This is a genomic window from Bradyrhizobium sp. LTSP849, from assembly GCF_000938255.1.
In the GTDB taxonomy this organism is placed as follows: Bacteria; Pseudomonadota; Alphaproteobacteria; order Rhizobiales; family Xanthobacteraceae; genus Bradyrhizobium.
On the sequence record NZ_JYMR01000005.1, the window covers coordinates 42,062 to 68,098 of the forward strand.

Here is a 26,037-nt window from a genome sequence, read left to right on the forward strand (position 1 = left end):
TCGCTCCATCCGGGCTACGCATTACTCCTCCGCCAGTGATGGCAATCAACCGCGAGATGCGGTTAGATGCCGCAACAAAGCCGGGAGGATAGAGATGACAGACACATCCAGCAGCGAGCCGAAGGACGCAACGTCGTCCGTGATCGCGCAGCAAACGGCGATGCTGAATGCGCTGCCGTTTTCCGACACGCGGGATTTCGATGACGCCGCGCGTGGTTTCCTCGGCACGATCGAGAATGCGAAGGTCTCAAATCCGCAGGGGCGGACGGTCTGGAGCCTCGAGCCCTACGGCTTCTTGTCCACTGAACAGGCGCCCCCGACCGTCAATCCCAGCCTGTGGCGACAGTCGCGCCTCAACATGAATCACGGCCTGTTCGAGGTCGTGCCGGGCGTCTACCAGGTGCGCGGGCTCGACATCGCCAACATGACGCTGATCGAGGGCGACAGCGGCGTCATCGTCGTCGATACCCTGACCTCGACCGAGGGTGCGCGCGCCGCGCTCGATCTCTATTACAAGCATCGGGGCGCCCGTCCGGTTGCGGCCGTCATCTTCACCCACACCCATACCGATCATTGGGGCGGCGCGCGCGGCGTGCTGGAGGAGGATGCGCTCGCCACCGGCCGCGTACCGATCATTGCGCCGAACCTGTTCATGGAGCACGCGGTCTCCGAGAACATCATCGCGGGACCGGCGATGCTGCGCCGGGCACAATACCAGTTCGGGCCGTTCCTCGCCAAGGGTGTGCGTGGGCAGGTCGATTGCGGCCTCGGCAAGTCGATGGCGGCGGGCTCGGTTGCGCTGCTTCGCCCGACCGATCTGATTATGGCGACCGGGGACAGGCGCGTGATCGACGGCGTCGAATTCGAATTCCAGATGGCTCCCAACAGCGAAGCGCCGGCGGAGATGCACTTCTTCATCCCGCGCTACAAGCTGTTGAACCTCGCGGAGAACTGCACTCACAATTTCCACAATCTGCTGCCGTTTCGCGGCGCCGACGTGCGCGATGCGCTGGCCTGGTCAAAATACCTCAACGAGGCCTTGCAGCTCTGGGACGGCAAGGCGGAGGCGATGTGCGGCCAGCATCACTGGCCGGTGTGGGGCCGCGAGCGCATCGGCACCATGATCCGGCAGCAGCGTGATCTCTACAAGTTCGCGCACGACCAGACCATCCGCCTGATGAACCATGGCCTGACCGCGGCCGAGATCGCGGAGACCATTCAACTGCCGAAGAGTCTCGAAGGAGCCTGGCACGGTCGCGGCTATTACGGCCACATCCGGCACAATGTGAAGGCGATCTATCAGAAATATCTCGGATGGTACGATGCCAATCCGGTCAATCTTGACCCGCTGCCGCCGGTGGAATCCGGCAAGAAATATGTCGAGTATATGGGCGGCGCGGACGCCATCCTCGCGCGCGCACGTAAGGATTTTGACAAGGGCGAATTCCGCTTCGTAGCGCAGGCGCTCGGCCATCTCGTGTTTGCCGAGCCGGACAACGCGGCGGCGCGGACGCTGCTTGCGGATACGCTGGAGCAGCTCGGCTATGTCGCCGAGAGCGCGACCTGGCGCAACGCCTATCTGTTCGGCGCGCAGGAGCTGCGCCAGGGCATGCCGAAAACGCCGCCACGCCCGCCGATGCCGCGCGAGACGCTGGCGGCGCTACGCACCTCACAGCTCTGGGACGTGCTCGGCATCCGCCTCAACGGACCCAAGGCCGAGGGCAAGCACATCGTGCTGAACTGGAGTTTTTCGGATACCGGCGAGACGTTCGTGCTCAATTTAGAGAATTGCGCGCTGACCTATACCGAGGGTGTGCAAGCCGAAGGCGCGGATGCCAGCTTCACGCTGGCGCGTGCGACGCTCGATGAGGTGATCGCGAAGCTGACGAGCTTTCCGGAAGCTGTGGCTGCCGGCAAGGTCAAGCTTGCTGGTAATCCGATGCGGCTGGCCGAGCTGATGGGCCTGATGGACGAGTTTCCACGGATGTTCGAGATTGTGGAGCCGAGGCGGGCGGTGGTGGGGTAGGCGAACTGCCGCCACAAACTTGCTGTCATCGCCCGGCTTGACCGGGCGATCCAGTACGCCGAGGCTGTTGTTCTGAATCTCTTCGCCTCTGGAATACTGGATGCCCCGCTTTCGCGGGGCATGACAGCGATCGTGTGGATGCGGCGTTGTCTACTCCGCGCTGCTTACCAGCTTGATCCGCGGCGCCTGGGCCTCGGTCAGGCTGCGATACGCCGCGAGATAGTCCAGCGCCATCCGTCGCGCCGTGAAGCGCGTTTCGAACTGCTTGCGGATCGCGGCGCGGTCCAGTTGCGGAAGTCGTTTGACGACGCCGGCTGCGCTGATGATGTCCTCGACCACGAAGCCGGTGAGGCCCTCGTCGATGATCTCCGGCACCGAGCCGCGGTTGAACGCGACGACCGGTGTGCCGCAGGCCATGGCCTCGATCATCACCAGCCCAAACGGCTCCGGCCAGTCGATCGGCAACAGCAAGCCGAGCGCGCCGCTCAAGAACTCCGACTTCTCGTGATCGCCGATCTCGCCGATGAATTCCACCAGCGGATTGTTCTCGATCATCGGCCGGATCAGCTCGTCATAATAGTCCTGGTCGGCGCGATCGACCTTGGCCGCGATCTTCAGCGGGATGCCGCAATTCATCGCGATCTTGATGGCGCGGTCGACGCCTTTCTCCGGCGCGATGCGGCCGAGCACGGCAAGGTATTCTTGGCGAGCCGGCTTCGGCGTCAGCAAATTCTCCGGCAGGCCGTGATGGATCGTCTTCACCCAATTCGCCTGCGGCACCGGCCGCCGCTGCGCGTTCGAGATCGAGATCACCGGGACTTTGGAGAAGGTGTTGAACACCGGTTGATGCTCGGGAAGGTCGAGCCGGCCATGCAGCGTGGTCAGGAACGGTGTCGGCTGCCGGTAGAACAGCGACCACGGATAATAGTCGAGATGAAAGTGGAGGAAGTCGAACTCCTCGTCGTCACATTTCTGCCGCACCCGCTCCAGCATCACCATGTGAAGCGCGTTCGGATCGCGCACGGAACCGTCGAGCCGAAGCGCCCGCGGCCAGGTTGCATCCAGCTTTGCCGACGTCTGCGAATCGCCGCTGGCGAATAGTGTCACGTCGTGACCAAGGGCAACCAACTCTTCCGTCAACCAGTGCACCACCCGCTCGGTGCCGCCATACAGCTTGGGTGGAACAGCCTCCGTTAACGGAGCTACCTGCGCGATGCGCATCTCGCCATCTCCTCTGCGATCATGAACGTTAAAACCCCAGTGTGTGCGGCACCGGCAATGCCAGCCAAGGGAACGTTCCCGCAGTTGCGAAGTTCCTCTCAACGAACGTTACTTATTCGCCACATCGCACACGCGTCTCGATGCTGCCATCACCGCTTCTCAGTTCGTCCGCATCCGCATGTCGTGATGGCTTGCCCGGGAACCGAGGCGAAGTGGTCGATGTTCATTCGACCAGTAACAAAAGTAGAAATAACAGGGTCGCAGCCACATGGATCATCTCTCTGGATACGCGCGCAGGCCATTTGCCTTTGTCTTGCGCTATCTCCGGCATCGTCTGGCGTCGCATCTGGTGATCCTGACCGCTGTCGTTGCGGCAGTTGCCTGTTCGGTGGGCACGCAGTACGGCGTCAAATCCCTCGTCGACAGTCTATCGGCCGGGGCCTCGCATGGCGGCGGCGTATGGCTGGCATTCATTTTCCTCATGTCGCTGATCGCCGCCGACAATTTCCTGTGGCGGATCGCGAGCTGGACCGCGAGCTTCACCTTCGTCCGTGTCACCGGCGATCTGCGCCGTGACATTTTCCGCCATTTGACCGGGCACGCGCCGAGCTATTTCTCGGACCGGATGCCGGGCATGCTGACGAGCCGCATTACCGCCACATCCAACGCCGTGTTCACCGTGGAGAACATGTTCGTCTGGAATGTGTTGCCGCCGTGCATCGCCACAGTTGCGGCCATCGCGCTGATTGGAACCGTGAGCCCTTATATGGCGCTCGGCCTGATTGTAATCGCCGGCGGCATGGTGGCTGCGATGTTCCGTCTTGCCGCCGCCGGCAAGCCGCTCCACGACGACTTTGCCGACAAGGCCGCCGTTGTCGACGGCGAGATGATCGACGTCATCAGCAACATGCCACTGGTCCGCGCCTTTTGCGGCATCAGCCACGAGCACGAGCGGTTCGATGCCACCGTGAACCGGGAACTCACCGCGCGCGGCCGCAGCCTGCGCTATCTGGAGAAGCTGCGACTCACGCATGCCGGCATTACCGTCGTGCTGACCGTCGGCTTGATGGCCTGGGCCATCACGCTCTGGCAGGACGGCGAGGCGACCACCGGCGATGTCGTGCTGGTCTGTACGCTTGGCCTTTCTATCCTGAACGCCACGCGGGATCTCGCGGTGGCGCTGGTCGACGTCACCCAGCATGTCGCGCGGCTGACCGAGGCGATCGCGACGCTGCTGGTGCCGCATGAGTTGCGCGATCACCCCGAGGCCGAGCCGCTGGTCAAGAGCGGCGCCGCGATTGCGTTCAACAACGTCACCTTTGGCTATCCCGGCGGTGTAAAGATCTTCGAGCGCTTCAGCCTGCGGCTTCAGCCCGGCCAGCGCGTCGGCCTGGTCGGCCAGTCGGGCGGCGGCAAGTCGACATTGTTCACGCTGCTTCAGCGGTTCTACGATGCCGACGAAGGCAACGTCACCGTCGACGGCCAGGATATCTCGATGGTGACGCAGCTGAGCCTGCGCGAGGCCATCTCGGTGGTGCCGCAGGATATTTCGCTGTTCCACCGTTCCATCCGCGAGAACATCCGTTACGGCCGCCCCAATGCGACCGACGACGAGGTGCTGCGCGCAGCGATCGCGGCACGCTGCGATTTCATCGATAGTCTGCCGGAGGGGCTCGACACCATGGTCGGCGACCGCGGCGTGAAAATGTCCGGCGGCCAGCGCCAGCGTATCGCCATCGCACGCGCCTTCGTGAAGGACGCGCCGATCCTGCTGCTTGACGAGGCGACCGCGGCGCTCGACAGTGAATCGGAGGAAGCGATCCGCGAGGCCCTGTCGCGCCTGATGCGCGGCCGGACCGTGATTGCGATTGCGCATCGGCTGGCGACGCTGCGCAATTTCGACCGCGTGATCGTCCTGAAAGCAGGCAAGATCATCGAGGACGGTGCGCCCGATCGCCTGATGCAGGGCCAGGGGCCCTATCGCGAACTCGTCACGCAAGAGATGAGCCGGCTCGCCAAATTCGCAGCGTAAATCCGACAATTGCGTTCGCGTTGGTTGCGTTTCGAAACAAACGCAGGGGAGCACTTTATGGCAGCTGAAGTCGTCACCAAGTTCGTCTCCGTCTCGCGGACCGTAGAACAGGTCGCGGAGCAGCCGTTCTATATTCCGATGACGGGGCCCTCAGCGCGGCCGCGGCGCTCGCTCAAGCACGACGACACCTTTATCGTGCTCGACAGCCATGGAGATATCGGCGCGTCCGCCGGTGGGCCGGACGGCCTGTTCCACCACGACACGCGCTACCTCGCGCGGCTCGAACTCGTGCTCGACGACCTTCAACCGCTGCTACTCGGCTCGAACTTGCGCGACGACAATTCGGCCTTGACGGTCGACCTCACCAACCCCGACATCTACCGTCAGGGCAGCCTCGTGCTGCAAAAGGATCTTCTGCACATCGTGCGCACGATCTTCCTGTGGCGCGGCACCGCCTATCAGCGCATCGGAGTGCAGAACCATGGCGACCGCCGCGCCAGTTTTGAACTGACGCTGCTGTTCGACAACGACTTTGCCGACCTCTTCGAGGTCCGCGGCGAGCGGCGCCCGCGCCGCGGCACCAGCGCGAGCCGGCTGCTGGGGCCGACCGACGTGCTATTCGACTATCGTGGCCTCGATGATGCCGAGCGGACCACCGGCCTGCATTTCGATCCGCGCCCGACCCAGCTGTCGGTGAATTCTGCCAGCTGGCAGCTCGAGCTCGATCCGCATGAGTCGAAATCGCTGTTCGTGGCCGCATCCTGCAACCGGCCGCTGACGGAAAAGCCGGCGCGCTTCTTCAGGGGCCTGCTCGCGCACCGCCGCGAGATGCGCCAATTGACGACGCACGCAGCCAGCGTCGAGACCTCCAACAATATTTTTAACGAGGTGCTGTGCCAGGCCATGGCCGACCTCAACATGCTGATGACGGAGACCCCGCAGGGGCGTTATCCCTATGCCGGCATCCCCTGGTACTCGACGACGTTCGGCCGCGATGGCCTGATCACCGCGCTCCAGATGCTGTGGGTCGACCCGCGGGTGGCGAAGGGCGTGCTGCGGCGGCTCGCGCATTTCCAGGCCAAGGCGGTCGATCCGCTCGCCGACGCCGCACCCGGAAAGATCCTGCACGAGATGCGCGGCGGCGAGATGGCGGCGCTGGGCGAGGTGCCGTTCTCGCAATATTACGGCAGCGTAGATTCGACCGCGCTGTTCGTGCTGCTGGCAGGGCGCTATGTCGAGCGTACCGGCGACGAGAAGACATTGGTCGAGCTGTGGCCCGCGATCGAGGCGGGGCTCGCCTGGATCGACGGGCCCGGCGATCCAGATCAGGACGGCTTTGTCGAGTACCAACGCGCTACCGAAAAAGGGCTCGCTAACCAGGGCTGGAAGGATTCCTACGATGCGATCTTCCATGCCGACGGCCAGCTCGCGGAGGGCAATATCGCGCTCGCCGAAGTCCAGGGCTACGTCTTTGCCGCCAAGCAGCTCGCGGCGCGTTGCGCGCGGCGGCTCGGCAAGCCTGACCGCGCCGAGAAGCTCGAGGCCGAAGCCAAGGCGCTGGCCGAGCGCTTCGAGAAGGCGTTCTGGTGCGAGGAGCTCGGCACCTATGCGCTCGCGCTCGATGGCAGGAAGCGGCCTTGCAAGGTGCGGACGTCGAATGCCGGGCAGGTGCTGTTCAGCGGCATGATCCGGGAGGACCGCGCGCGCCTGGTCGCCGCCGACCTGATGCGGCCGCACTTCTTCTCCGGTTGGGGCATCCGCACAGTCGCGCAGGGCGAGGTGCGCTACAACCCGATGTCCTATCATGACGGGTCGATCTGGCCGCACGACAACGCGCTGATTGCGCTCGGGTTTGCGCAGTACGGGCTCAAGCATTCAGTGGCACATCTCTTCAAAGGGCTGTTCGACGCCGCGACCTACATGGATCTGCGCCGGCTGCCGGAATTGTTCTGCGGTTTCCGGCGCGAGAAGCGGCGCGGCCCGACGCTCTATCCGGTCGCCTGCGCGCCGCAGGCCTGGGCCAGCGCGACGCCGTTCACACTGCTGGAGGCGGCGCTCGGCATCGAGTTCGATGTCGGCCGCAGCGAGATCCGGCTGCGCAACCCACATCTGCCGGCGTTTTTGAACGAGGTCATTCTGCGCGACCTGCGATTGGGCGAGTCCACTGTCGATCTGCGCGTCAGCCGCCACGGTGACGACGTGGCGCTGGAAGTGCTCCGCACGCGCGGGCAAATCCAGGTGTCGATCGTGCTGGCGCGATAGCGACGCGCCGCGAGGAGGGTATATGCGTGCGATCGGATGGTTGTTTCTCAGTGTTGCGATCGTCGCAGGCTTGACGATCGCAGGGTCGCGCGCCGCAGATGAGCCACCCGCGGCTCCAACTGAAGCGAATGCGCCGCCGACGGCACAGCCGCCAGCCTCGGTGGTGCCCGTCACGCCAAAGGATGCCGCGCCGCCGCCGTCGGTAACCATCATCGGCGCGAGCGATGCGCACGGTGTGCTAGGTCGTGATGTGCTCAGCGCGGCGAACGAGGACATGGGCCGCATCGTCGACGTCATCGTCGATCGGAGCGGACGCGTGCGTGCGGCCGTCATCGATTTCGGAGGCTTCCTCGGCGTCGGCAGCCGCAGGATCGTGGTGGACTGGAACGCGATGCGGTTTGGCAAGATCGTCAACAAGAAGGACAGCATCACGCTTGAATTGACCAAGGCGCAGGTCGCGGCCGCGCCGGAATACAAGGAAGACACGCCGATGGTCGTGCTCGGCGCGTCCGGCAGCCTGCAACCGCTGCAAGCGGTTCAGTGAGGCGCGGGGAGGGATGGGCGCCTGTGCTGTTGTCGAGAAAGCCGAACCGTGCAGCCGAGGATCGCAGCGGCCGCGTTGCGCAGGACAATGTCGCCGGCCTGCAATCGGCCGCGGGTATTCCGGCGCCGTCGCGTCGGAGCCTGCGCGGCCTTGACTGGTTCATTTTCTTTCTTGCCGACGTGCAGACGGGATTTGGTCCCTTCATCGCGGTCTATCTGACGACGCAGAAATGGACCCAGGTCGAAATCGGCCTGGTGCTGTCGATCGGCGGCATCGTTGCCTTGATTGGGCAGATGCCGGGCGGCGCGATCATCGACGCGGCGAAATCCGAGCGGCTGGTCGCCGGACTTGCGATCGTGACCATCGGCTGCTGCGCGCTCGCCTATGCGGCGATGCCGATCTTCCCCGTGGTGGTGGCTGCGGCGACGCTGCATGCGGCGGCGAGTTGCGTTTTGGGGCCGGCGATCGCGGCGATCAGCCTTGGTCTCGTCGGTCCATTCGCGATCGGCGAGCGGCTCGGCCGCAACGCGCGTTTCGCTTCGCTCGGCAACGGCGTCGCGGCTGCGGTGATGGGCACCGCCGGTTATTTGCTGTCGAGCCGTTCGGTGTTCCTGGTCACCTTCCTGCTCGCGATCCCGACCCTGATCGCGCTGTCGCGCATCCGCGAGGAGGAGGTCGACATCGCGCGCTGTCATGGCGAGATGCCGCGCGAGGCGGAAGATCGCGGCGACACCAATATCTGGCATCTGGTGCGGCAGCGGCCGCTCATCGTGTTCGCACTCAGCGTGCTGCTGTTGCAGCTCGCCAACGCCGCGATGATGCCGCTGATGGCGAGCGCGGTGACGGCGCGGTCGAGCCAATGGGCGACGGTCCTTGTCGCCTTTTGCATTGTCGTACCGCAAGCGATCGTGGCGCTGCTGTCGCCGACCGTCGGGCGCAAGTCGCAGCTTTGGGGCCGGCGGCCGCTGCTGTTGATCGGCTTCGGCGCGCTGGCGATCCGCGGCCTTCTGTTCGCAACGGTGCGCGATCCCTATCTGCTGGTGCTGGTGCAGGTGTTCGACGGTTTCACCGCGGCGGTGTTCGCGGTGATGATCCCACTGATCGTGGCCGACGTCGCCTTCGGTAGCGGCCATTTCAACCTCGCGCAGGGCATCGTCGGCACCGCGACCGGCATCGGCGCGGCACTGAGCACGGTGCTCGGCGGCTATGTCAGCGACAAGTTCGGCAATGCCACCGCTTTCGTCGGTCTGGCGAGCGTCGCCGCAATGGGCTTTCTCTTGATCCTGCTGGTGATGCCGGAGACGCGGCGCACGGTATGATCGCAGCCCGAAACGGCTCTCCGAAATCAAGACGAACATCGTCGTTCATCGAATTGCCACAGGCCCTGCGGATTGTCAGTCTCGGTCCGCAGTCGAAAGGCCCTGCAAGTGGTGTCCGAGAACGATCTGGAATCTGCCCTCGATCAGGTTCGGGCTCACGCGGTAGGGCCGGTGGCCGGCGTATTCGGTCCGGCCTCGCTGACCTGGCAGATCGACCGGGAGGCCGTTATCTTCCTCGGTGCTGGCCGCGCGCTGTTGCTTCAGCTCGCCCACCCCTGGGTCGCTGCCGCCATCGCCGAGCATTCGCGCACTTTTGCCGATCCGATCGGCCGCTTCCATCGTACCTTCGACATCGTCTTCGCCATGGTGTTCGGCTCGCTCGACCGCGCCATGCTGTCGTCCCGGCAGCTGCACCGGCGTCACAGCATGATCGTCGGCGAGATGCCCGAAGCGGTCGGTCCGTTCGCGGCCGGCTCGCGCTACTGCGCCAACGACATTCCGTCGCTGCGCTGGGTCCACGCCACGCTGGTCGAGACCGCGCTGATGGCGCACGACCTGGTCCTGCCCCCGCTCTCGGTGGACGAGCGCGAACGCTACTGGACCGAGAGCCGGACGTTCGGCGCCTTGTTCGGACTGACGGCGGATGATCTGCCGGCGGACTGGGCCGGCTTCGCAGCCTACACTGCAATGATGGCGCAGTCGGACACGCTGACCGTCAGTCCGGCCGCGCGCGAGATCGCGGCACAAATCTTCACCGGCGCCCGTCCATGGCTGCGGCCGCCGCGATGGTATCGCGCGCTCACCGCGAGCCTGCTGCCGGAGCGCTTGCGCGCGGGTATTGGGTTTGAGCTCGACGATCGGGACAAGATGGTAGCCGACCGCGCGCTGAGATGGATCAAGCGCGTCTATCCGAAACTGCCCGATCGGCTGCGATACGTCGGTCCCTATCAGGAAGCACAGGCGCGGCTGAATGGCAGAGCTGAGCCGGATTGGATGACCCGCTGTCTCAACCGTGCCTGGATCGGACGGCCGCAAATGGACGTGCGGGGTAGGGAGTCTTAGCTCCGTCATCCTGAGGTGCGAGTTGCGCAGTGCACTTGCACTGCGCGGCGAGCCTCGAAGGATGCACGGCCCCGCAACTGCAGCCGGGCCGTCGCCCTTCGAGGGCCGCTGAAGGAGCGGCCACCTCAGGGTGACGGGGGATAGAGTGGCGTATGGTGCTCTCTCACACCGCCGCGAGCTTCCGGTACAGCGCGTTGTAGCTGCCGGCCGAGATGCTCCAGGAGAACGAGCGTCCCATGGCGCTGCGGCGCATGGAGTCGAGCTGGTCCTGGGCCATGAAAGCCTCGAAGGCCCGGCGGACGCCGCCGAGGAAAGACTCGTGCGAGGGTTTTGAGAACAAAAAGCCGGTCTCGCCGTCGCTGATGGTTTCAGCGAGCCCGCCGGTCTGGTGGCCGATCGGCAGCGAGCCGAAGCGCTGGGCGTACATCTGGCTCAATCCGCACGGCTCGAAGCGCGACGGCATCAGGGTGAAATCGCTGCCGGCGAAGATGCGGCGGGCCTGGGCATCGTTGAAGCCGATCGTAACGCCGATCGCGTCGGGACGACGGCGGTGTGCATCGATCAGGGCCTGCTCCAGCGCCGGCTCGCCGGAGCCGGTGACCACGATCTGCCCGCCGGCGTCGACGATCTCGTCGGCCGCCGCCAGCACGAGGTCGATGCCCTTCTGGTGCACGAGGCGCGCGACGATGCCGAACATCGGGCCGCGCGACACCGCCAGCCCAAACTGCTTGCGCACATAATCCGCATTGGCCTTCTTGCCGACCCAGTCGCCGGCGCCGAATTGTTGCGCGAGCTGGGCGCAGGAGCGCGGGTCCCAGCTCTCGTCGATGCCGTTGAGAATGCCGGTGAGCTCGGCCGCATCGGAGCGCAGGCGCAACAGGCCCTCCATGCCGCAGCCGTATTCGGACGTGGTGATCTCCCGCGCGTAAGTGCCGCTGACGGTGGTGAGGTGCGAGGCATAGACCAGCCCCGCCTTGAGGAAGGAGAGCTGGTCGTAGAATTCGACGCCGTCGATGTGGAAGGAGCTCTCGGGCACGCCGATCCGTCGCAACGAGTCCTTCGGGAAGAGGCCCTGATAGGCGAGGTTATGAATGGTCAGGATCGACGGCAGCTTGCTTCCGCGCCAGGCGAGGTAAGCCGGCACGAGCGAGGCCTGCCAGTCGTTGGCATGCACCAGGTCTGCTGCCCAATTCTTGTCCAGCTTGCCCATGGCAAGCTCAGCGGCGGCCGAGGCAAAGCGCGCGAAGCGGATGTCGTTGTCCGGCCAATCGCGCCCGGACTCGTCGCCATAGGGATTGCCGGGTCGGTCGTAGAGTTGTGAGCACAACAGCACATAGACCGGCAGGCCGTCCTTGGTTGCGGCCCGGCCGAGCGAGCAAGCCGGCATCTCCGCGAATGCCGGGCAGCGTCCAACGATCTGTATATGCGTGAGTTGCTCGATGATGTCGCGATAGCCGGGCAGCATGATCCGGATATCTGCGAACGGACGAAGGGCTCTGGGAAGGGCAGCAGAAACGGCACCAAGTCCGCCGACGCGGACGAAGTCGTCCATCTCTGTCGTAACAAATAAGACCCTCAAGAACGATTGCCCCTTGCCGATCTAGTTTGCTGCTATGCAAGAAAGGGTCCAGTTGCCCCAGGATTCCAAAGCCTGCCCGCGAGTCGCGTCGGTTCGGTAAAGACTTTCCTACTTAGCCGCCGCCCTCTAGGGTCTGCGCACCAACGATAGAGAACATCGATTGTTCCTAGGGGACCCGAGGACACAGGCAGGGACGCGGCACGCATGCAGCTATCAGATAAGCATGAGGGGACGACGACAAAGGCCTTTGCCGGCCTCAGGGTCCTGGATTTTTCGACCACCATTGCCGGTCCCCATTGCGCGCGGATGCTTGCCGACATGGGCGCCGAGGTCATCAAGATCGAGACCGACGGCGGCGAGACGATGCGAACCCGGCCGCCGCTGCGCAAGGGATGCAGCACCGTGTTCGGCCAGCTCAATGTCGGCAAGAAAAGCGTCGTGCTCGACCTCAAATCGGAGGACGGCAGGGAGGCGGTCCGCCGGCTGGTCGCGACATCAGACATCCTCGTCGAGAACTTCCGTCCCGGCGTGATGCGCCGGCTGCGGCTCGACTACGACAGCCTGCGCCCGGTCAATCCGAAGCTGATCTACTGCTCGATCTCCGGCTACGGCCAGACCGGTCCCTCGGCCGAGCTGCCGGCCTATGCGCCGGTGATCCACGCGGCTTCCGGCTACGACATGGCGCATCTCGCCTACCAGCCCGGCCGCAGCCGTCCCGACTATTGCGGCATCTATCATGCCGACGTCGTCACCGGCACCTATGGCTTTGGCGCGATTGCGTCCGCGCTCTACCAGCGCACGGTAACCGCGCTCGGCCAGCACATCGACGTCTCCATGCTGGAGTCGATGCTGACGCTGACGGTGATCGAGTTGCAGAGCTCGCAATTCGCGGTAAAGCCGCCGCCGCGTCCGATGTTCGGCCCGACCGAGACGGCCAACGGCTACGTCATGATCACTGTCGCGAGCGAGAAGACGTTTCAGGGATTGATGGGCGTGATAGGCCGCCCCGAATGGATCGCCGACCCGCGCTTTGCCACCTACGCCGCGCGCCGCGAGAACTGGGCCGACATGATGGACGGTGTGGAGGCATGGTCGCGGCAGCTGTCGACCGATGAATGTCTTGTCGGTTTGAGCGCCGCTGGCGTGCCGGCCTCGGCGTATCGCACCATCACCGAGGCCTTGGCCGATCCGCAGCTCGCGCACCGGCAGGCGCTGTCGGCTGTCCAGGACGAGGGCGGCTCGTTCAGGGTTCTGAACCTGCCGTTCCGGATGACCGGTGCCGACACGACGCCGGGCGAGAGGATGGCCGCGCTCGGCGAGCACACGCGCGAACTGCGCAACGAGGTTGGCCTCGCCGACGACGCGCCAATTCCGTCAGGCAAAACATCCGTGCAGGGCTGACGAGCGGCTTCGTGCAGGCCAGCAATGCGGCGTTGCGCGTGGCCGGCTTGCCACCATCCGCCGATCAACTAGACAGGTTTGTCTCGTCCCGCCGCCCGTGGCATGGTGGCGCGACAACAAGAAATATGCCGGGAGGACGCCGATGAAGAGTTTCAAGGTCGCCGATTTCAAGGCGCCGCTGAAAGAGTTCGACGAGGCCACGCCGCAGCCATCGGGTACGCAGGTGCTGATCAAGGTGAAGGCGGCCGGCGTCTGCCATAGCGACCTCCATATCTGGGAAGGCGGCTATGATCTCGGCCACGGCCGCAAGCCGCTGTCGCTGAAGGAGCGCGGCATCAACCTGCCGCTGACCATGGGCCATGAGACGGTCGGCGAGGTCCTGGCGTTCGGCCCCGATGTCAAGCCATCGGATCAGGGTGATATCAAGCTCGGCGATGTCGGCCTCGTCTATCCCTGGATCGGCTGCGGCAAATGCGCCACCTGTCTTGGCGGCGACGAGAACATGTGCCTGACGCCGCGCTCGCTCGGCGTCTATTGCGACGGCGGCTATTCCGACCACATGCTGGTGCCGCATCCGCGCTATCTTCTCAATCTCAGGGGGCTCGATCCCGCATCGGCCGCGCCCTATGCCTGCTCGGGCGTCACCACCTACAGCGCATTGAAGAAGGTCGAGCAACATTTCGATACGCCGATCGTGATGTTCGGCGCCGGCGGGCTCGGTCTGATGGCCCTGTCGCTCTTGAAAGCCATGGGCGGCAAGGGCGCGATCATGCTCGATATCGATGCCAGGAAGCGCGAGGCGGCGGAGAAGGCCGGCGCGCTCGCGACCGTCGATCCCAAGGCACCGGATGCGCTGGAGCAACTGGCGAAGAAGGCGGGCGGACCGATCCGCGCCGTAATCGACCTCGTCGGCAACGCTGCTACCACGCAGCTTGGCTTCGACTGCCTGACCAAGGGCGGCAAGCTCGTCATCGTCGGCCTGTTCGGCGGCGGAGCGACCTGGGCACTGCCGCTGATTCCGATCAAGGCGGTGACGATCCAGGGCAGCTATGTCGGAAATCTGCGCGAGACGCAGGAGTTGCTTGAGCTCGTCCGTAGCAAGAAGGTGCCGCCGATCCCGGTGACGACGGCACCGCTCAACAAGGCCAACGATGCGCTGGTGCAATTGCAGCAGGGCGCGGTAGTCGGACGCACGGTGCTGACGCCGTAACCCACACTCTCTCCTCGTCAATGCGAGGAGCGAAGCGACGAAGCAATCCAGATTGTCTCCGCGGATGCAGTTCTGGATTGCTTCGCTTCGCTCGCAATGACGACTTGGCTAGCTCCTTCCCGAGGCCCTTGAAATGTCCGCAAACAACGCCTTCCACATCGCCGTGCTCGCCGGTGACGGCATCGGTCCCGAAGTCATGGCGCCCGCGCTCGAGGTACTGCGCAAGATCGAGGCGAAGTCGGACTTGCGTTTCCGCTTCACCGAGGCGCCTGCCGGCGCCAACAATTATCTCGCCACCGGCAAGTCGATGCCGGACAGCACCATCAAGCTCTGCGAGGAGGCCGACGCGATCCTGTTAGGGGCCTGCGGCCTGCCGTCGGTCCGCTACCCCGACAACACCGAGATCGCGCCGCAGATCGAGCTGCGCTTCATCTTCGATCTCTATGCCGGCGTGCGGCCGGCGCGGCTGATCCCGGGCGTGCCGAGCCCGATCGTCGGCGCCGATCAGCGTGGCATCGATCTCGTGGTGATCCGCGAATCCACCGAAGGCCTGTTCGCCTCGATGGGCAAGGGCATCGTCACCCACGAGGACGCGCGCGAGACGCTGGTGATCACGCGCAGGACCTCCGAGCGCCTGTTCGAGTTCTCGTTCCGCCTTGCCGAGCGGCGCAAGGCGCGCGGCAAGCAGGGCAGCCTTGCCTGCGTCGACAAGGCGAACGTGTTCAAGGCCTTTGCGTTCTTCCGCGGCATCTTCGATGAGATCGCGAAAAATCATCCGGAGGTGAAGACCGATCGGCTCTATGTCGACGCCTGCGCGGCGATGCTGGTGAAGCGGCCCTGGGATTTCGACGTGATGGTGATGGAGAACATGTTCGGCGACATCGTCTCCGACATCACCGCGAGCCTGATCGGCGGCCTCGGCATGGCTCCGTCGGCCGACATCGGTGACAAGTACGCCGTATTCCAGCCCTGTCACGGCACCGCGCCCGATATCATGGGGCAGGGCAAGGCCAACCCCACCGGCATGATCCTGTCGGCCGCGATGATGCTGGACTGGCTCGCCGACAAGCATGGCGTCGAGAGCGCGACTGAGGCCGGCGAGCAAATCGAGCGTGCGGTGGATCAGGTCTATGCCGGCGGCCTCAAGCCGATGGAATTCGGCGGCAGCAACGGCACCGCGGATATTACGAAAGCGGTGATTGCGGCGCTGTAGTGGTCAGAGGAGCACCGCTTCGCGCCGAATGGGCTAGCGCTTTCCGGGTGAAGCCGCGATGTTTGCGGAGACCTCTCTGGGTTGTTCGGCTACGCCGAATAATTTCTCGAACGCGTCGCCCGCGACAGGTACGTAACTAAAATCGATCGTCTTGGAAGACGTATTACGGTTGCAGGTGATGCCATTCCCAGTGCTTCCGTCCTCAAAGCGAAGCTTGCCGCTTTCTGTGAATTGCCAGAAGTGCGCAATATCGTAAGCCTTGTCGGGATAGGTCGCGTCTGCCGGCAGTGGCGGCATGCCCCATTTGACTCCCGAGCCGCCCCATGACGAATTGTGCTCCGGACCTGTCTTCGTATAGCGGGCGATCCAGATGGGATGGTTCTTGATCAGATCCTCACCCGCCTTCGTCGGGGTCATGACCAAATCCCACCAATCATCCGTGTTGGTGTAGATGATCACCTTCTTCCCGGTCGCTTTCTCGACCCGGCTGATCCAGTCGCGCGCCAGCGCGGCAATGTCTTCGCGCTTCACCTTGTACCACATATCGCAAGTGTATTTCGGTGGATTGTCATCAGACTTGCGCAGATAGCCTTCCGGGCATTGCTTGAACTCGTCACTGTCGACCTTCACGGCCGTGTGCGTCCCCTCCATGTCCAACACGGGCGAAAGCTGCTCCGGTTTGTGACCGTCGATCGCGCCAACGCTCTGGAGAAAATATTCCGCCTGAACCGTCGCATCGCCGGCGGGCACCCCAGGCGGATTTGGCATCAGAAAATGGTAGGCGCCGCGGAATAGCTTCCTTGAGCGATGGAGGCTCTCGAGCTCTGCCCAGACCTTGCCCGCCGAAAAATCCGCCGGCTTACCGCCCACCGTGTGCTCGTAATAGACGTAGCGCAGTCCCTGTTGCGCCAGTTTTTGCCAATCGACCGTGCAGGAACACTTGCTGCTGCTGTTATAGAGCTGCCGGTCGGTGCGGCATTCGGGAGGGCTGCCGTCCACATCGATCTCGTAATGCGAAAGGTCAAAGCCGAATGTACCGTTGGCGAACTTCGCCCGTTGCGCAGCGTCGAAAACATAAGCGGTTTCGGGTGCCGCAGGTGCGATTGGTTGCTGGGTCAAGACCTTGTCCTTCTCGGCCAAAGTCATGAGATCGAGACCCTTTCGCGCCACCTCCTGCTTATTCTCGATGCTTCCGTCGAGAGGCCTTCCGAGCGCCTTGGCTGTGTCGGCCAACAAGAGTTGGTCGCCTTCATTCCAGCATTGAGCCTCGATCTCCTGCCAAGGACGGCCGAAGTCGGCCAGAAACGTCGCCTCTTTTTGTTTGTCCTTCTTGACCTCGGCCAGCGCATCCTGAACGCCACCCTCCTTGGTGAAAGCCCACCGGACCGCTATCTCGTCGAGCGTGCTAAGATGAAGCTGAAGCAGCGATACTTCTCTCATACCCTTGCACATATCGTAGACGAGCTTGCGACGGTCGGCAGGCGGGTCATCGGTCGCTCCGTCGGGTTGCTTGTCTTTCTCACCATTGCCCGGCTTGGTCGCTTTCATAGCTTTGGGCTTTGTCTCCGGGCTCCGGAGATCAAACAGCGCAGCCGCGGGATTCTTGGGGTCAAGATTGCCGTCGACGGACTTCAACGCCGTCGTCATCGCGCTGCGAATCGAGACGTTGTCGGCCTCGCAAGTGCCTGAAGCTATCTTGCCGATAGCGCACTGACGGTAGGCCAGCTCGGGCGTATCGAAGATCGTGTCAGGGGTGATGTTGCCGCTACCCTGCAAGGCAATCGAAGCCTGGCGCCTGACATAGATCGCCAGGTTTCCCGGGCTCTGTCGGCTTCCGCCGTTTTCGTCCTGAAACAGGTCCGGAATCTCGACCAGGATTTTCCCATGCTGTGCATCTCGATCTGGGAAATAGGCGTTCAGGAAGTGGCTCACCGTTACCTGGTTCTGGACTGTTCCCGCTCCCTTGAATGCGTCTTGGAGCGAGTTGGCGAACGCCTGGGTACCGGTGGAAACGGGCGACGCGAGCGGATCGGCCACCGAAAACCATCTGGCGGCCGCGCTGAAGCTGGAGAATAGGGTGACGACCGCGTTGACGGCGCCGATATCCTTTGTCTTGCCTCCCGCCACGGTGAACTTGATCTGGAAGTCGTCGAACATGTCCTGAATGCGATCGGCGCGGCCACCATTCCAGGTGATCCACGGGAAACTCGGTCGCGTCGTGAAATCAAAGAAGCAGCCTGCTCCCGGTTTGCCATCGATGCCACCGCCTTTGGCAGCGAGGACGAGAGCTGCGTCACCCTTGAAAAGGTCGGTCGCACTGCTGCTCGACCATCTGTGTTGGATATTGGCTTTGACCGTCACCAGAGCCCCGGTTTCGGTCTTGAATAACTTTTGAAAGAAGCCGGCGATGTCGGCATCCTTTGTGCAGTTCCTGAACCCTTGCCGGAACTGCGGGACGATCTCCAGCCGATAGTAGAAATCGTAGCGGTTCAAGGGCTCCTTATGTGCCTGCGCGAAGGCGTAGTAAGTCGCGTCGACGTGCTTCGGCGTCTTGTCATTGTCGGCGAGAGACCACGGCGCCGTCTTGATGCTCACGCCGCTGCTGTTGCCGGCGTCCGAGTCAAGGATGACGATAGGATCTGTAAAGAGCTGCTGAGCCGTTTTTGGCTGCGCGGGAGCCGGTGGTTTGGGCGTCGTTACCGCAACGGGGCGTTTCTGCTGTTTCGGCTTGGCATCGACTTCACTTGCAATCAGCCCGCAGCTCACAATGGCCACCAGAAACAAAGCTAGCTTCCTCACAATCGCCCCCCAAATAAACAAATTAAAGTAGATATCTGGCGTCACGCCCGCAAAGGTTGTCAAGGTGCCCGATGACGATAGATGTGGGAAAGAGGTCGCGCTCGCCATGTTTCTGCTCCGGCAGATCAATTGCCTGCTATCGCAGCGCAACACCGTGAGCAGTGTTCACAGGAGCGACGTCGTTGCTATCCTAGTCCGCGGGGCGTCGTTCAAGCACGCATCCCGATCGCAGGCCGAGATGGTGGATCATTCTCGAGCGAGGCTGCCGAGGCATAGTGATCGAATTCCATTGTGAAGGTTGCGCGAGCTTGGCTCATCGAGCGCAGGTCACTTACGTAACCGAACATGTTCATGAGCAGCACCATCGCATTGATGACGGTGACGTCGCCGCGCGCGTCTTGACCCTGCACCTGTCCGCGCCGCAAATTCAGATCCGTGATGACAGGTCCGACACAGTCGTCGGGGATCATCATCTCCATCTTCATGATCGGCTCAAGCAGTATCGCCCCTGCCTTCTGGCGCGCCTCTCGGAACGCCGCACGATGCGCGCGAGACGCTGGTGATCACGCGCAGGACCTCCGAACGCTTGTTCGAGTTCTCGTTCCGCCTCGCCGAGCGGCGCAAAGCGCGCGAGAAGCAGGGCAACCTTGCCTGCGTCGACAAGGCGAACGTGTTCAAGGCCTTTGCGTTCTTCCGCGGCATCTTCGACGAGATCGCGAAAAATCATCCCGAAGTGAAGACCGATCGGCTCTATGTCGATGCCTGATCGGCGATGCTGGTGAAGCGGCCCTGGGATTTCGACGTGATGGTGATGGAGAACATGGCGTCGAGAGCGCGACTGAGGCCGGCGAGCAAATCGAGCGCGCGGTGGATCAGGTCTATGCCGGCGGCCTCAAGCCGATGGAATTCGGCGGCAGCAACGGCACCGCGGATATTGCCAAGGCGGTGCTTGCCGCGCTGTAGAAGGTGTGCCCATGCAGGGCGCGCCGATGTCCTGGCGGATGAAATTACCCCGCGCCATGCGTGAGATTGAAGACCTTCTTCTGATGAGCTGCGGATTGCTTTGCGCTTGAAGTTTGCGTCAGCAACTCGAGCGATTCATCGTCCTCGTCGCTGGCGCGCGACAAGGCTTGATCCGTGTATTTCAGACGATTTGGATCACGGGAGATTTTAAGACCCTGGACAGCAAGACGTGACAGTGCAGCAATTGCAATTGCCGTCTTGTATGCGATCTCAATTGTCAGCTTTGGCCAAAACCAGAGAGCGCTCTCGGCTGAAAGACCTGGACGTCGCTCGGTGGGATGGCGCAAGCGAATGATCCCCCATTGCAGCGGATGGACATTCTCAAGCCTCTGGCTCAACGAGAACGTAGCGAGCAGCTTCACCAGGCTACTTAAATTGACGCCGGTCGCCGCGCCCCGGAGCAGCAGCGTCTTCATGTGCTCTGGCGTATAATATAGTGCCCAGGCCTCCCAATAGATCGCTTTCCACTCGTCTTCCGACATGCGGGAATGTGCGGCGCAGACATGCTCGAGGTCGTAATTGTTAAGATCGGGATCCATCGGAACTTGGGCGGTCCAGAGGTTCTTGTGATCCTCGGAACCCGGCAACGGGGTCAGACAAAAGAACTCGAGTATGTCGATCGGCAGCTCGCGCTTGATAATTGCAATATCATTGCGGATCGATTCAGGTGTGTCGGCCGGAAAACCCAGGATGTACCCGGCAAGTGTGAGAATGCCCTGATCTTTCCAGGCCAGCAGCATCTTGCGATACTCGGTGATCTTGTTTTGTCGCTTCTTCGCCGCCAGGAGATTGTCAGGATTGATGTTCTCGAGCCCGATGAATACGCGAGTCACGCCCGCGCGTTTTGCTTTCTCGATAAAATTTGGAATTTTGTGACAAAGTGTGTCCACCTGGATCAGAAGCCCAAGGGGGATGCCTTGGGATTCCCGCAGCCAGATCAAGCGATCAAGGATTTCTTCCCAGTGCTTGTTGCGCGCAAAGTTATCGTCGGTGATGAAATATTTGGAGACACCTTGCTTCCAGTTGCTGCGGACCAGCGCCTCGACATCGTCCGGTGTCCGGAAGCGCGACTTGCGTCCCTGCACGTTGATGATCGTGCAGAAGGAGCATTGGTAGGGGCACCCGCGTCCGGCATCGAAGCTGGTACTCAGACCTAAAGTTCGTCTCACGTTCTCGATCGGCAGGAAGGGCGCAGGCGTACCTTCAATGCCGGGCAAGTCTTTGAGAAAATTGTAAGTGGGCTCCAGCCGTTGGGCAGCGGCATCCTGCAGGACGATATCGAGGCGACCTTCCGCTTCGCCAGCGAACACAGAAACCTTCATTGCGCGGCAGGCGTCCAAATCGACCGCGCTGCCGTCGAGCATCGACAGGCAACCCGAGACGTGAAAGCCGCCGATGACGACCTGAATACCGGCTTCGCGCAGCGGACGGGCGATATCGAGAGCGCGAGGATACTGGTTCGACTGCACGCCGACGAGCATGACCACGCCGAAATTGTCGTGCCGCGAAAAACGCGCCACCAGCTTTGAAATGTCAACGCGGGCGCTGAATTCGTCGATCGCCTCGATATCGATCTCAACATCGGGCCCCAGCACGCGACGTGCGTCGCTTTCCTGCGCAATTCCATAGATGCTGGCAAGCGAATTGGAGGGAATAGTCGCCCGCCACCATCGGATCACATATCCGTCTTCGCCGTAATGTGACGGTTTGATCATCACCAGCTGGAAGCGGCGTTTTGGCTGAAGAACCGAAGCCGACATCAATCGCTTCCCTTTTTGAGACTTTTGCAGCCTAGCACATCCCGGCAGCGAGTGTTGCTCAGCTTTGGGCCAAAAGCCGAGATCCGTCAAAGTGGTGGCGACCTCCATTACGGGCCCACGAGCAGACTCATCCAAGCCGCAGTCCTATTCGATGATCTGGTCGGCATGGCCGAGCAGTGACAGGGGCAATGTCAGGCCGAGCGACTTGGCTGCCTTTCGACCGATGGTCAATTCAAACGCCGCGGGTTGCCTTTGCAGTCCACACTCGCTCCCGAATGACGCTGCAAATCTGGAACTTGAATTCGTTGAAAAAGGCCTCGACCCCGCGCCGCTTTGCCTTGGCGTGCTCGGGATCGATCCGCCATTGATGAAGCGCTTCCTCGGTCTCGAATTCGACGATCGTCACTCGCTCTCCATCGTCCGCAACAAAGCCCTTGTGCGAGATGTAGCCAGGTATTGCTTGCGCCAGTTCACTCATGCGCTTTGCCATCGGCGCATATTCATCCTGCACGCCGGGATTCAGCCGCGTGCGAAAGACAGTGACGATCATCAGACAAGCTCCTGTGTGTGACGAACTTTGTTCACCGCCTTTGCGGCAGTCATCGCCTGGTCGGCAGCGCCATCGTCCGTGCCGCGATCTTTACGTGAGGCGTATCATCACATATAATGAATAATTATGATCTAGTTGATCACGTTGAGAGATATATGGATCTGTCGGATCTGCGGATATTCGTCGCTGTTGTGCGCGAAGGCGGTGTGACCCGCGCGGCTGAACGGCTGCATCGCGTTCAGTCCAATGTGACAACCCGTATCCGGCAGCTGGAAGAGGATCTCGGCGTAGCCCTCTTCATTCGAGAGGGTAAGCGTTTTCATCTGGCCCCCCAGGGGCAGGTGCTGTTTGGCTACGCCAATCGCCTGCTCGCGCTTGCGGACGAAACACGCGATGCCCTGCAAGACGCAAAACCACGCGGCACGTTCCGCCTCGGCGCGATGGAAAGCACGGCGGCTGTCAGGCTGCCGGGACTGCTCAGCGAATACCACCAACGGCATCCAGGCGTCGTTCTGGAGCTTCGCACCGGCAATCCACAGTTTCTCGCGAGCGCCATTCTCGCCGGCGATCTCGATGCAGCGCTTGTTGCCGAACCCATCGCCGATGAGCCATTTGAGAAGGTGCTCGCCTTCGAGGAGGAGTTGGTGATTATTGCGGCCGCCAATCATCCGCCGATCGGTAAGAAGGGCAGCAACCTGCCACGTACCATCATCGTCTTCGAACACGGATGCCCGCATCGCAAGCGTCTTGAAGACTGGTACGCAAGGCGCAACGAAATGCCGGAACGCATGATCGAACTGGCGTCGTATCACGCCATGCTGGGCTGCGTCGTTGCGGGCATGGGCGTCGCCCTGATTCCCAAAAGCGTTCTCACCACTTTTCCAGACAGAAGGCTTTTGAGCGTCCACCCCTTGGGACGAACGGAGAACCGGGCGTGGACAGTGCTCATCTGGCGCAGGGGAGCGGGCTCGGCGAACGTTCAGGCCTTGAAGGAGATCTTGCAGGGCTCCCGGTTGGCAGTCAGAGGGCAGTAAAGACAGCCACGGCAGACGCGCGCTCAGACTTGGGTTTTGACCGCGTCATTCAGAATCTCAGAGGTGCTTCATCGCAAGCAGCCCAGGGTTTTTGCTGATGTCCGCACCTTCCGAAGTTCGATTGAATCGGCATCTTCATGCGCGCCTCGTTCCGGGCGAGCAAGTCTGTAAAGAACCGTCATACCCGGGCGAGGAGTTGCCACCAGGGAGTTTAGGCCTATGCCCCAGCCGTTCGAAGATGGCGCCTCTGCAAGCTCAAAGTCCTTGGAAGGCTCGGCGGATCATCTTTCTCCTCTCTCCATAGAAAGACGAATGCTCCTCATGGGCACCGCGGCTCTTGCTGCAGGCGGGCTCTCCACTCAGGCGTCTGCTGCGCCTCAGGCTCCTGACCTCTCCGCGGCCTTGGCGAAATTCCGCGCTACGATCCCAAGTCACTTCGACCGCGACTACGTCGACAACGCAGTGGTCCCGTTCTTTCTCGGCAGCATCTTCGCCGGCGAGCGACCGATCCTTCCCATGATCGACCTTCCTCTCACCAAACAGGACGCGATCCCTTGGGACTTTTGGGGAATGCTCTACCAAGATTGGAAGCCGACCCCTTCGGACGGCGTGACAGTTTTCCTCGAGGGGCTCGAGAATCGCGGCGCCAACAACCTGCGCAAGCGTATCTATTTCACCGGCGTCACTCCCGACCTTTATGTTCCGAAGTATCAGGCCAAGGTCGTCGCGTTTTTCGACACGCTTCTTGACCCCAAGTATGCCGACAAGCCTTTCATGCGCCACTACCTCGACCATTTTTGGGATATCTATTGGGATCTGCACCTCGGCGTGAAGGGCGAGGCCGTACCGCCTCAAGTCCGCGCGATCGGAGAAGCCTTCAACACGGTGCTCGCCTTTCGCAATCCATTGCAGGAGATCGTATACGAAAACTATATGACCGTGAGGGCGCTTCGGCCGTTCCTTGCAAAATGGATTGATGCGAGGCTGGACGACATCGCGAACGAAAGGGTTTCCAATCCCGACAAGACCATCGCCTATTACTGGCTCAGGAATGCGGGCGACGGAAAGCATTTTGCCAAGAAAGACGTTGTCTTTGAATGCTTCCACAATTTCGTAGCGCTGAGCCAATGGGGAAACTCCATCTTCGGCATCATGACGCGCCTGAACCAGAACGGAGGGGATCAAGCGGTGCGAGCGGCCTTCCAAAAGACGATGAGCGGGAACTTCGACAATGCGAGCGGAGCGCCTTATACGCCCCTCGAGCTTCTGGTGATGGAGTTCTTCCGCACTATCTCGCCGAACGGCGGCAGTATTTCGGCGGTCACGGACACGCGCGCCTCGTCCTTCTACGGCGGCTCTCCATTCGCCCAGTTCGGTGTGCCCTACGAGCGGCACTCATACATGAATACGCCCCATACCGAGACGAGCTTCGACCCGCGTCTGTGGAAGGAGCCTGAGCGGTTCGACCCTCAGCGGTACCTGGGCGTGCCGACCAGCGCCCAGATCGATGAGGCAAAATGCAAGCAGATCGGTCTGCCGCGTTGCCCCTTCGACATTACGACGCTTCCGGTAAGTGACGGGCGGAAAACCGGCATCACCAACAGCGGCTTCGGCACAGTGTTTGCCGTGTCGGAAGGAAAGCCGGCACCAGTTTGCGATTATGCTGGATTCGCCCCGTTCGGCTTCGGTTATCGACGTTGTCCCGGCGAGCAGCTGACAATCGACGTGTTCGGAGATTTTCTCCGCAAGGTATGGCGCGACAAGATCGTCTTCCACAATCTCAATCAGTCAAGACCTGGAAAGGTTCCGGTTGGGCCCGGCGCGGTGATCGACGATGACATCGGGTTCTCGAGATCTGCCTAGCGCGTCTCTCCGAAACGCGCGCCCGCAATGCGTCGGCACGTTGCGAGAGGCTCGACTTGAGATCGGCTATCAACTCGACCTTCGCGCGGTCGGCGCCATCATCGAATTCTGCCCGTGTTTTGCCCGACGAGTCAAACTTCGTTGTCGCAACCGCTCAAGTCATGCCGGGCGAAATTGTTGAGCAATTTCTACTTTGCATGGGGTTGTTTTCGAGTTTTTTGCTGGCGCGGCCGGACGCCGAGGTTATTTCCCTGAAAACTGCGGCTTGCGCTTCTCCATGAAGGCTTGCCGGCCCTCGCGGAAATCCGCTGAGTCCATGCAGGCGGTGCCGATCGTCTTGATCGCGTCCATGTCGCGCCCGCTTTCGTCCTTCAGCACTTGCGCGATGGTGATCTTGGCCGCCTTGATCGCGAGCGGTGCATTGGTAGAGATCGTTTCCGCAATCAGCATCGTCTCGCCCCAGAGCTGATCGTCCGGGACCATCCGCTCGATCAGGCCGATGCGCAGTGCCTCCGCCGCGTCGATGCGTATGCCCGTGTACATCAACAGCCGCGCCCAGGACGGTCCGACCAGCGACACCAGGTGCCGCAATCCGTCAAAGCCATAGGCGATGCCGAGCCTGGCCGCGGGAATGCCGAACTGGCTGCTCTGCGCGGCGATGCGGATATCTGCGAGCATCGCGACCTGCATGCCACCGCCAAGACAAAAACCCTGGATGCAGGCGATCGTCGGCTTGGGGTAGTCGGCGAGCAGGGCGCGCTGGGCGGCGCTGCGTTTGCCATATTCCTCTGACGCGGCGGCGTTGTGGCGGGTCTTCTCGAACTGGCTGATGTCGGCGCCCGAGACGAACGCCTTGCCGCCGGCGCCACGCAGGATCACGACGCGCACCGCATCGTCGTCGCGCAGGCTGGTCAGCGCCTCGCCAAATCCCTCCCACATCTCCAGCGACATCGCATTGCGCTTGTCGGGATTGTTGAAGGTGATCACGCCGACGCCGTCAGCGGTGTGTGTGATGATCTTGCCGTCGGCGTAGGAGATTTCATGGGAGAGATCAGGCATCGCGCGCTCGCTCATATTTGGCGAGGCGTAATGTGCGACTTTGGCGCGGCCGGGGTCAACCGCGGCGGGGCGAGGGGGTC

17 protein-coding genes and 2 pseudogenes are annotated in these 26,037 nt (G+C 62.2%); 12 read left to right on the plus strand and 7 right to left on the minus strand.

Going from position 1 to position 26,037, the window contains the following annotated elements; translation table 11 throughout:
- Positions 1-94 precede the first annotated feature (94 nt).
- Positions 95-2,026 (plus strand): alkyl/aryl-sulfatase, encoded by a 1,932-nt coding sequence (locus tag UB31_RS04700; RefSeq protein WP_045002869.1) that lies wholly within the window; start codon positions 95-97, stop codon positions 2,024-2,026.
- A gap of 150 nt (positions 2,027-2,176) precedes the next feature.
- On the opposite strand, the gene UB31_RS04705 is transcribed toward UB31_RS04700, so the two are convergent.
- On the minus strand, positions 2,177-3,247 hold the full coding sequence (locus tag UB31_RS04705; protein WP_045002868.1) for a glycosyltransferase family 4 protein: 1,071 nt from the start codon (positions 3,245-3,247) through the stop codon (positions 2,177-2,179).
- A 268-nt stretch (positions 3,248-3,515) separates the two neighbouring features.
- Here UB31_RS04705 and UB31_RS04710 point away from each other — a divergent pair, with 268 nt between their 5' ends.
- From UB31_RS04710 to UB31_RS04730, 5 genes are all read left to right on the plus strand, one after another.
- Positions 3,516-5,279, plus strand: a complete 1,764-nt coding sequence (locus UB31_RS04710; protein WP_045002867.1) for an ABC transporter ATP-binding protein — start codon at positions 3,516-3,518, stop codon at positions 5,277-5,279.
- A 57-nt stretch (positions 5,280-5,336) separates the two neighbouring features.
- On the plus strand, positions 5,337-7,541 hold the full coding sequence (locus UB31_RS04715) for an amylo-alpha-1,6-glucosidase (protein ID WP_045002866.1): 2,205 nt from the start codon (positions 5,337-5,339) through the stop codon (positions 7,539-7,541).
- A 22-nt stretch (positions 7,542-7,563) separates the two neighbouring features.
- On the plus strand, positions 7,564-8,085 hold the full coding sequence (locus tag UB31_RS04720; protein WP_045002865.1) for a PRC-barrel domain-containing protein: 522 nt from the start codon (positions 7,564-7,566) through the stop codon (positions 8,083-8,085).
- 23 nt (positions 8,086-8,108) lie between these two features.
- Positions 8,109-9,404: an MFS transporter gene (locus UB31_RS04725; protein ID WP_045002864.1), complete on the plus strand. Its 1,296-nt coding sequence runs from the start codon at positions 8,109-8,111 to the stop codon at positions 9,402-9,404.
- A gap of 108 nt (positions 9,405-9,512) precedes the next feature.
- A complete protein-coding gene (locus tag UB31_RS04730) occupies positions 9,513-10,466 on the plus strand; it encodes an oxygenase MpaB family protein (RefSeq protein ID WP_045010004.1) in 954 nt (317 codons plus the stop codon).
- A gap of 163 nt (positions 10,467-10,629) precedes the next feature.
- On the opposite strand, the gene glgA is transcribed toward UB31_RS04730, so the two are convergent.
- Positions 10,630-12,045 carry a glycogen synthase GlgA gene (gene glgA / locus UB31_RS04735; protein ID WP_045008880.1) on the minus strand — a complete coding sequence of 472 codons (1,416 nt, stop codon included), beginning with the start codon at positions 12,043-12,045 and terminating at the stop codon, positions 10,630-10,632.
- A gap of 204 nt (positions 12,046-12,249) precedes the next feature.
- Between glgA and UB31_RS04740 the strand changes: the two genes are divergently transcribed.
- From UB31_RS04740 to UB31_RS04750, 3 genes are all read left to right on the plus strand, one after another.
- Positions 12,250-13,446, plus strand: a complete 1,197-nt coding sequence (locus UB31_RS04740) for a CaiB/BaiF CoA transferase family protein (RefSeq protein WP_045008881.1) — start codon at positions 12,250-12,252, stop codon at positions 13,444-13,446.
- 142 nt (positions 13,447-13,588) lie between these two features.
- Positions 13,589-14,656 carry an alcohol dehydrogenase gene (locus UB31_RS04745; RefSeq protein WP_045009062.1) on the plus strand — a complete coding sequence of 356 codons (1,068 nt, stop codon included), beginning with the start codon at positions 13,589-13,591 and terminating at the stop codon, positions 14,654-14,656.
- A gap of 133 nt (positions 14,657-14,789) precedes the next feature.
- On the plus strand, positions 14,790-15,869 hold the full coding sequence (locus UB31_RS04750) for an isocitrate/isopropylmalate dehydrogenase family protein (protein ID WP_045010005.1): 1,080 nt from the start codon (positions 14,790-14,792) through the stop codon (positions 15,867-15,869).
- Between the two features lie 33 nt (positions 15,870-15,902).
- Here the strand turns inward: UB31_RS04750 and UB31_RS04755 are convergent, their stop codons facing one another.
- Positions 15,903-18,776 (minus strand): glycoside hydrolase family 25 protein, encoded by a 2,874-nt coding sequence (locus tag UB31_RS04755; RefSeq protein WP_082078405.1) that lies wholly within the window; start codon positions 18,774-18,776, stop codon positions 15,903-15,905.
- Positions 18,777-18,877: 101 nt separating this feature from the next.
- Positions 18,878-19,216 (minus strand): annotated as a pseudogene (gene fusA / locus UB31_RS04760) (elongation factor G); the annotation flags it as partial.
- Between fusA and UB31_RS40200 the strand changes: the two are divergent.
- Positions 19,186-19,631: pseudogene (locus UB31_RS40200) on the plus strand (isocitrate/isopropylmalate family dehydrogenase); the annotation flags it as partial. The pseudogenes fusA and UB31_RS40200 sit on opposite strands and share 31 nt — an antisense overlap.
- A 44-nt stretch (positions 19,632-19,675) precedes the next feature.
- On the opposite strand, the gene UB31_RS04770 reads toward UB31_RS40200, so the two are convergent.
- A complete protein-coding gene (locus UB31_RS04770) occupies positions 19,676-21,451 on the minus strand; it encodes a B12-binding domain-containing radical SAM protein (protein WP_045010006.1) in 1,776 nt (591 codons plus the stop codon).
- A 232-nt stretch (positions 21,452-21,683) separates the two neighbouring features.
- Complete coding sequence (locus UB31_RS04775) at positions 21,684-22,001, minus strand: antibiotic biosynthesis monooxygenase family protein (RefSeq protein WP_045008886.1); 318 nt, start codon at positions 21,999-22,001, stop codon at positions 21,684-21,686.
- 155 nt (positions 22,002-22,156) lie between these two features.
- Between UB31_RS04775 and UB31_RS04780 the strand changes: the two genes are divergently transcribed.
- Together UB31_RS04780 and UB31_RS04785 are read left to right on the plus strand one after the other, a co-directional pair.
- Complete coding sequence (locus UB31_RS04780) at positions 22,157-23,035, plus strand: LysR family transcriptional regulator (protein WP_045009063.1); 879 nt, start codon at positions 22,157-22,159, stop codon at positions 23,033-23,035.
- Between the two features lie 219 nt (positions 23,036-23,254).
- On the plus strand, positions 23,255-24,898 hold the full coding sequence (locus UB31_RS04785; RefSeq protein WP_197087476.1) for a cytochrome P450 family protein: 1,644 nt from the start codon (positions 23,255-23,257) through the stop codon (positions 24,896-24,898).
- 243 nt (positions 24,899-25,141) lie between these two features.
- Here the strand turns inward: UB31_RS04785 and UB31_RS04790 are convergent, their stop codons facing one another.
- A complete protein-coding gene (locus UB31_RS04790; RefSeq protein ID WP_045010176.1) occupies positions 25,142-25,957 on the minus strand; it encodes an enoyl-CoA hydratase in 816 nt (271 codons plus the stop codon).
- Positions 25,958-26,037 lie beyond the last annotated feature (80 nt).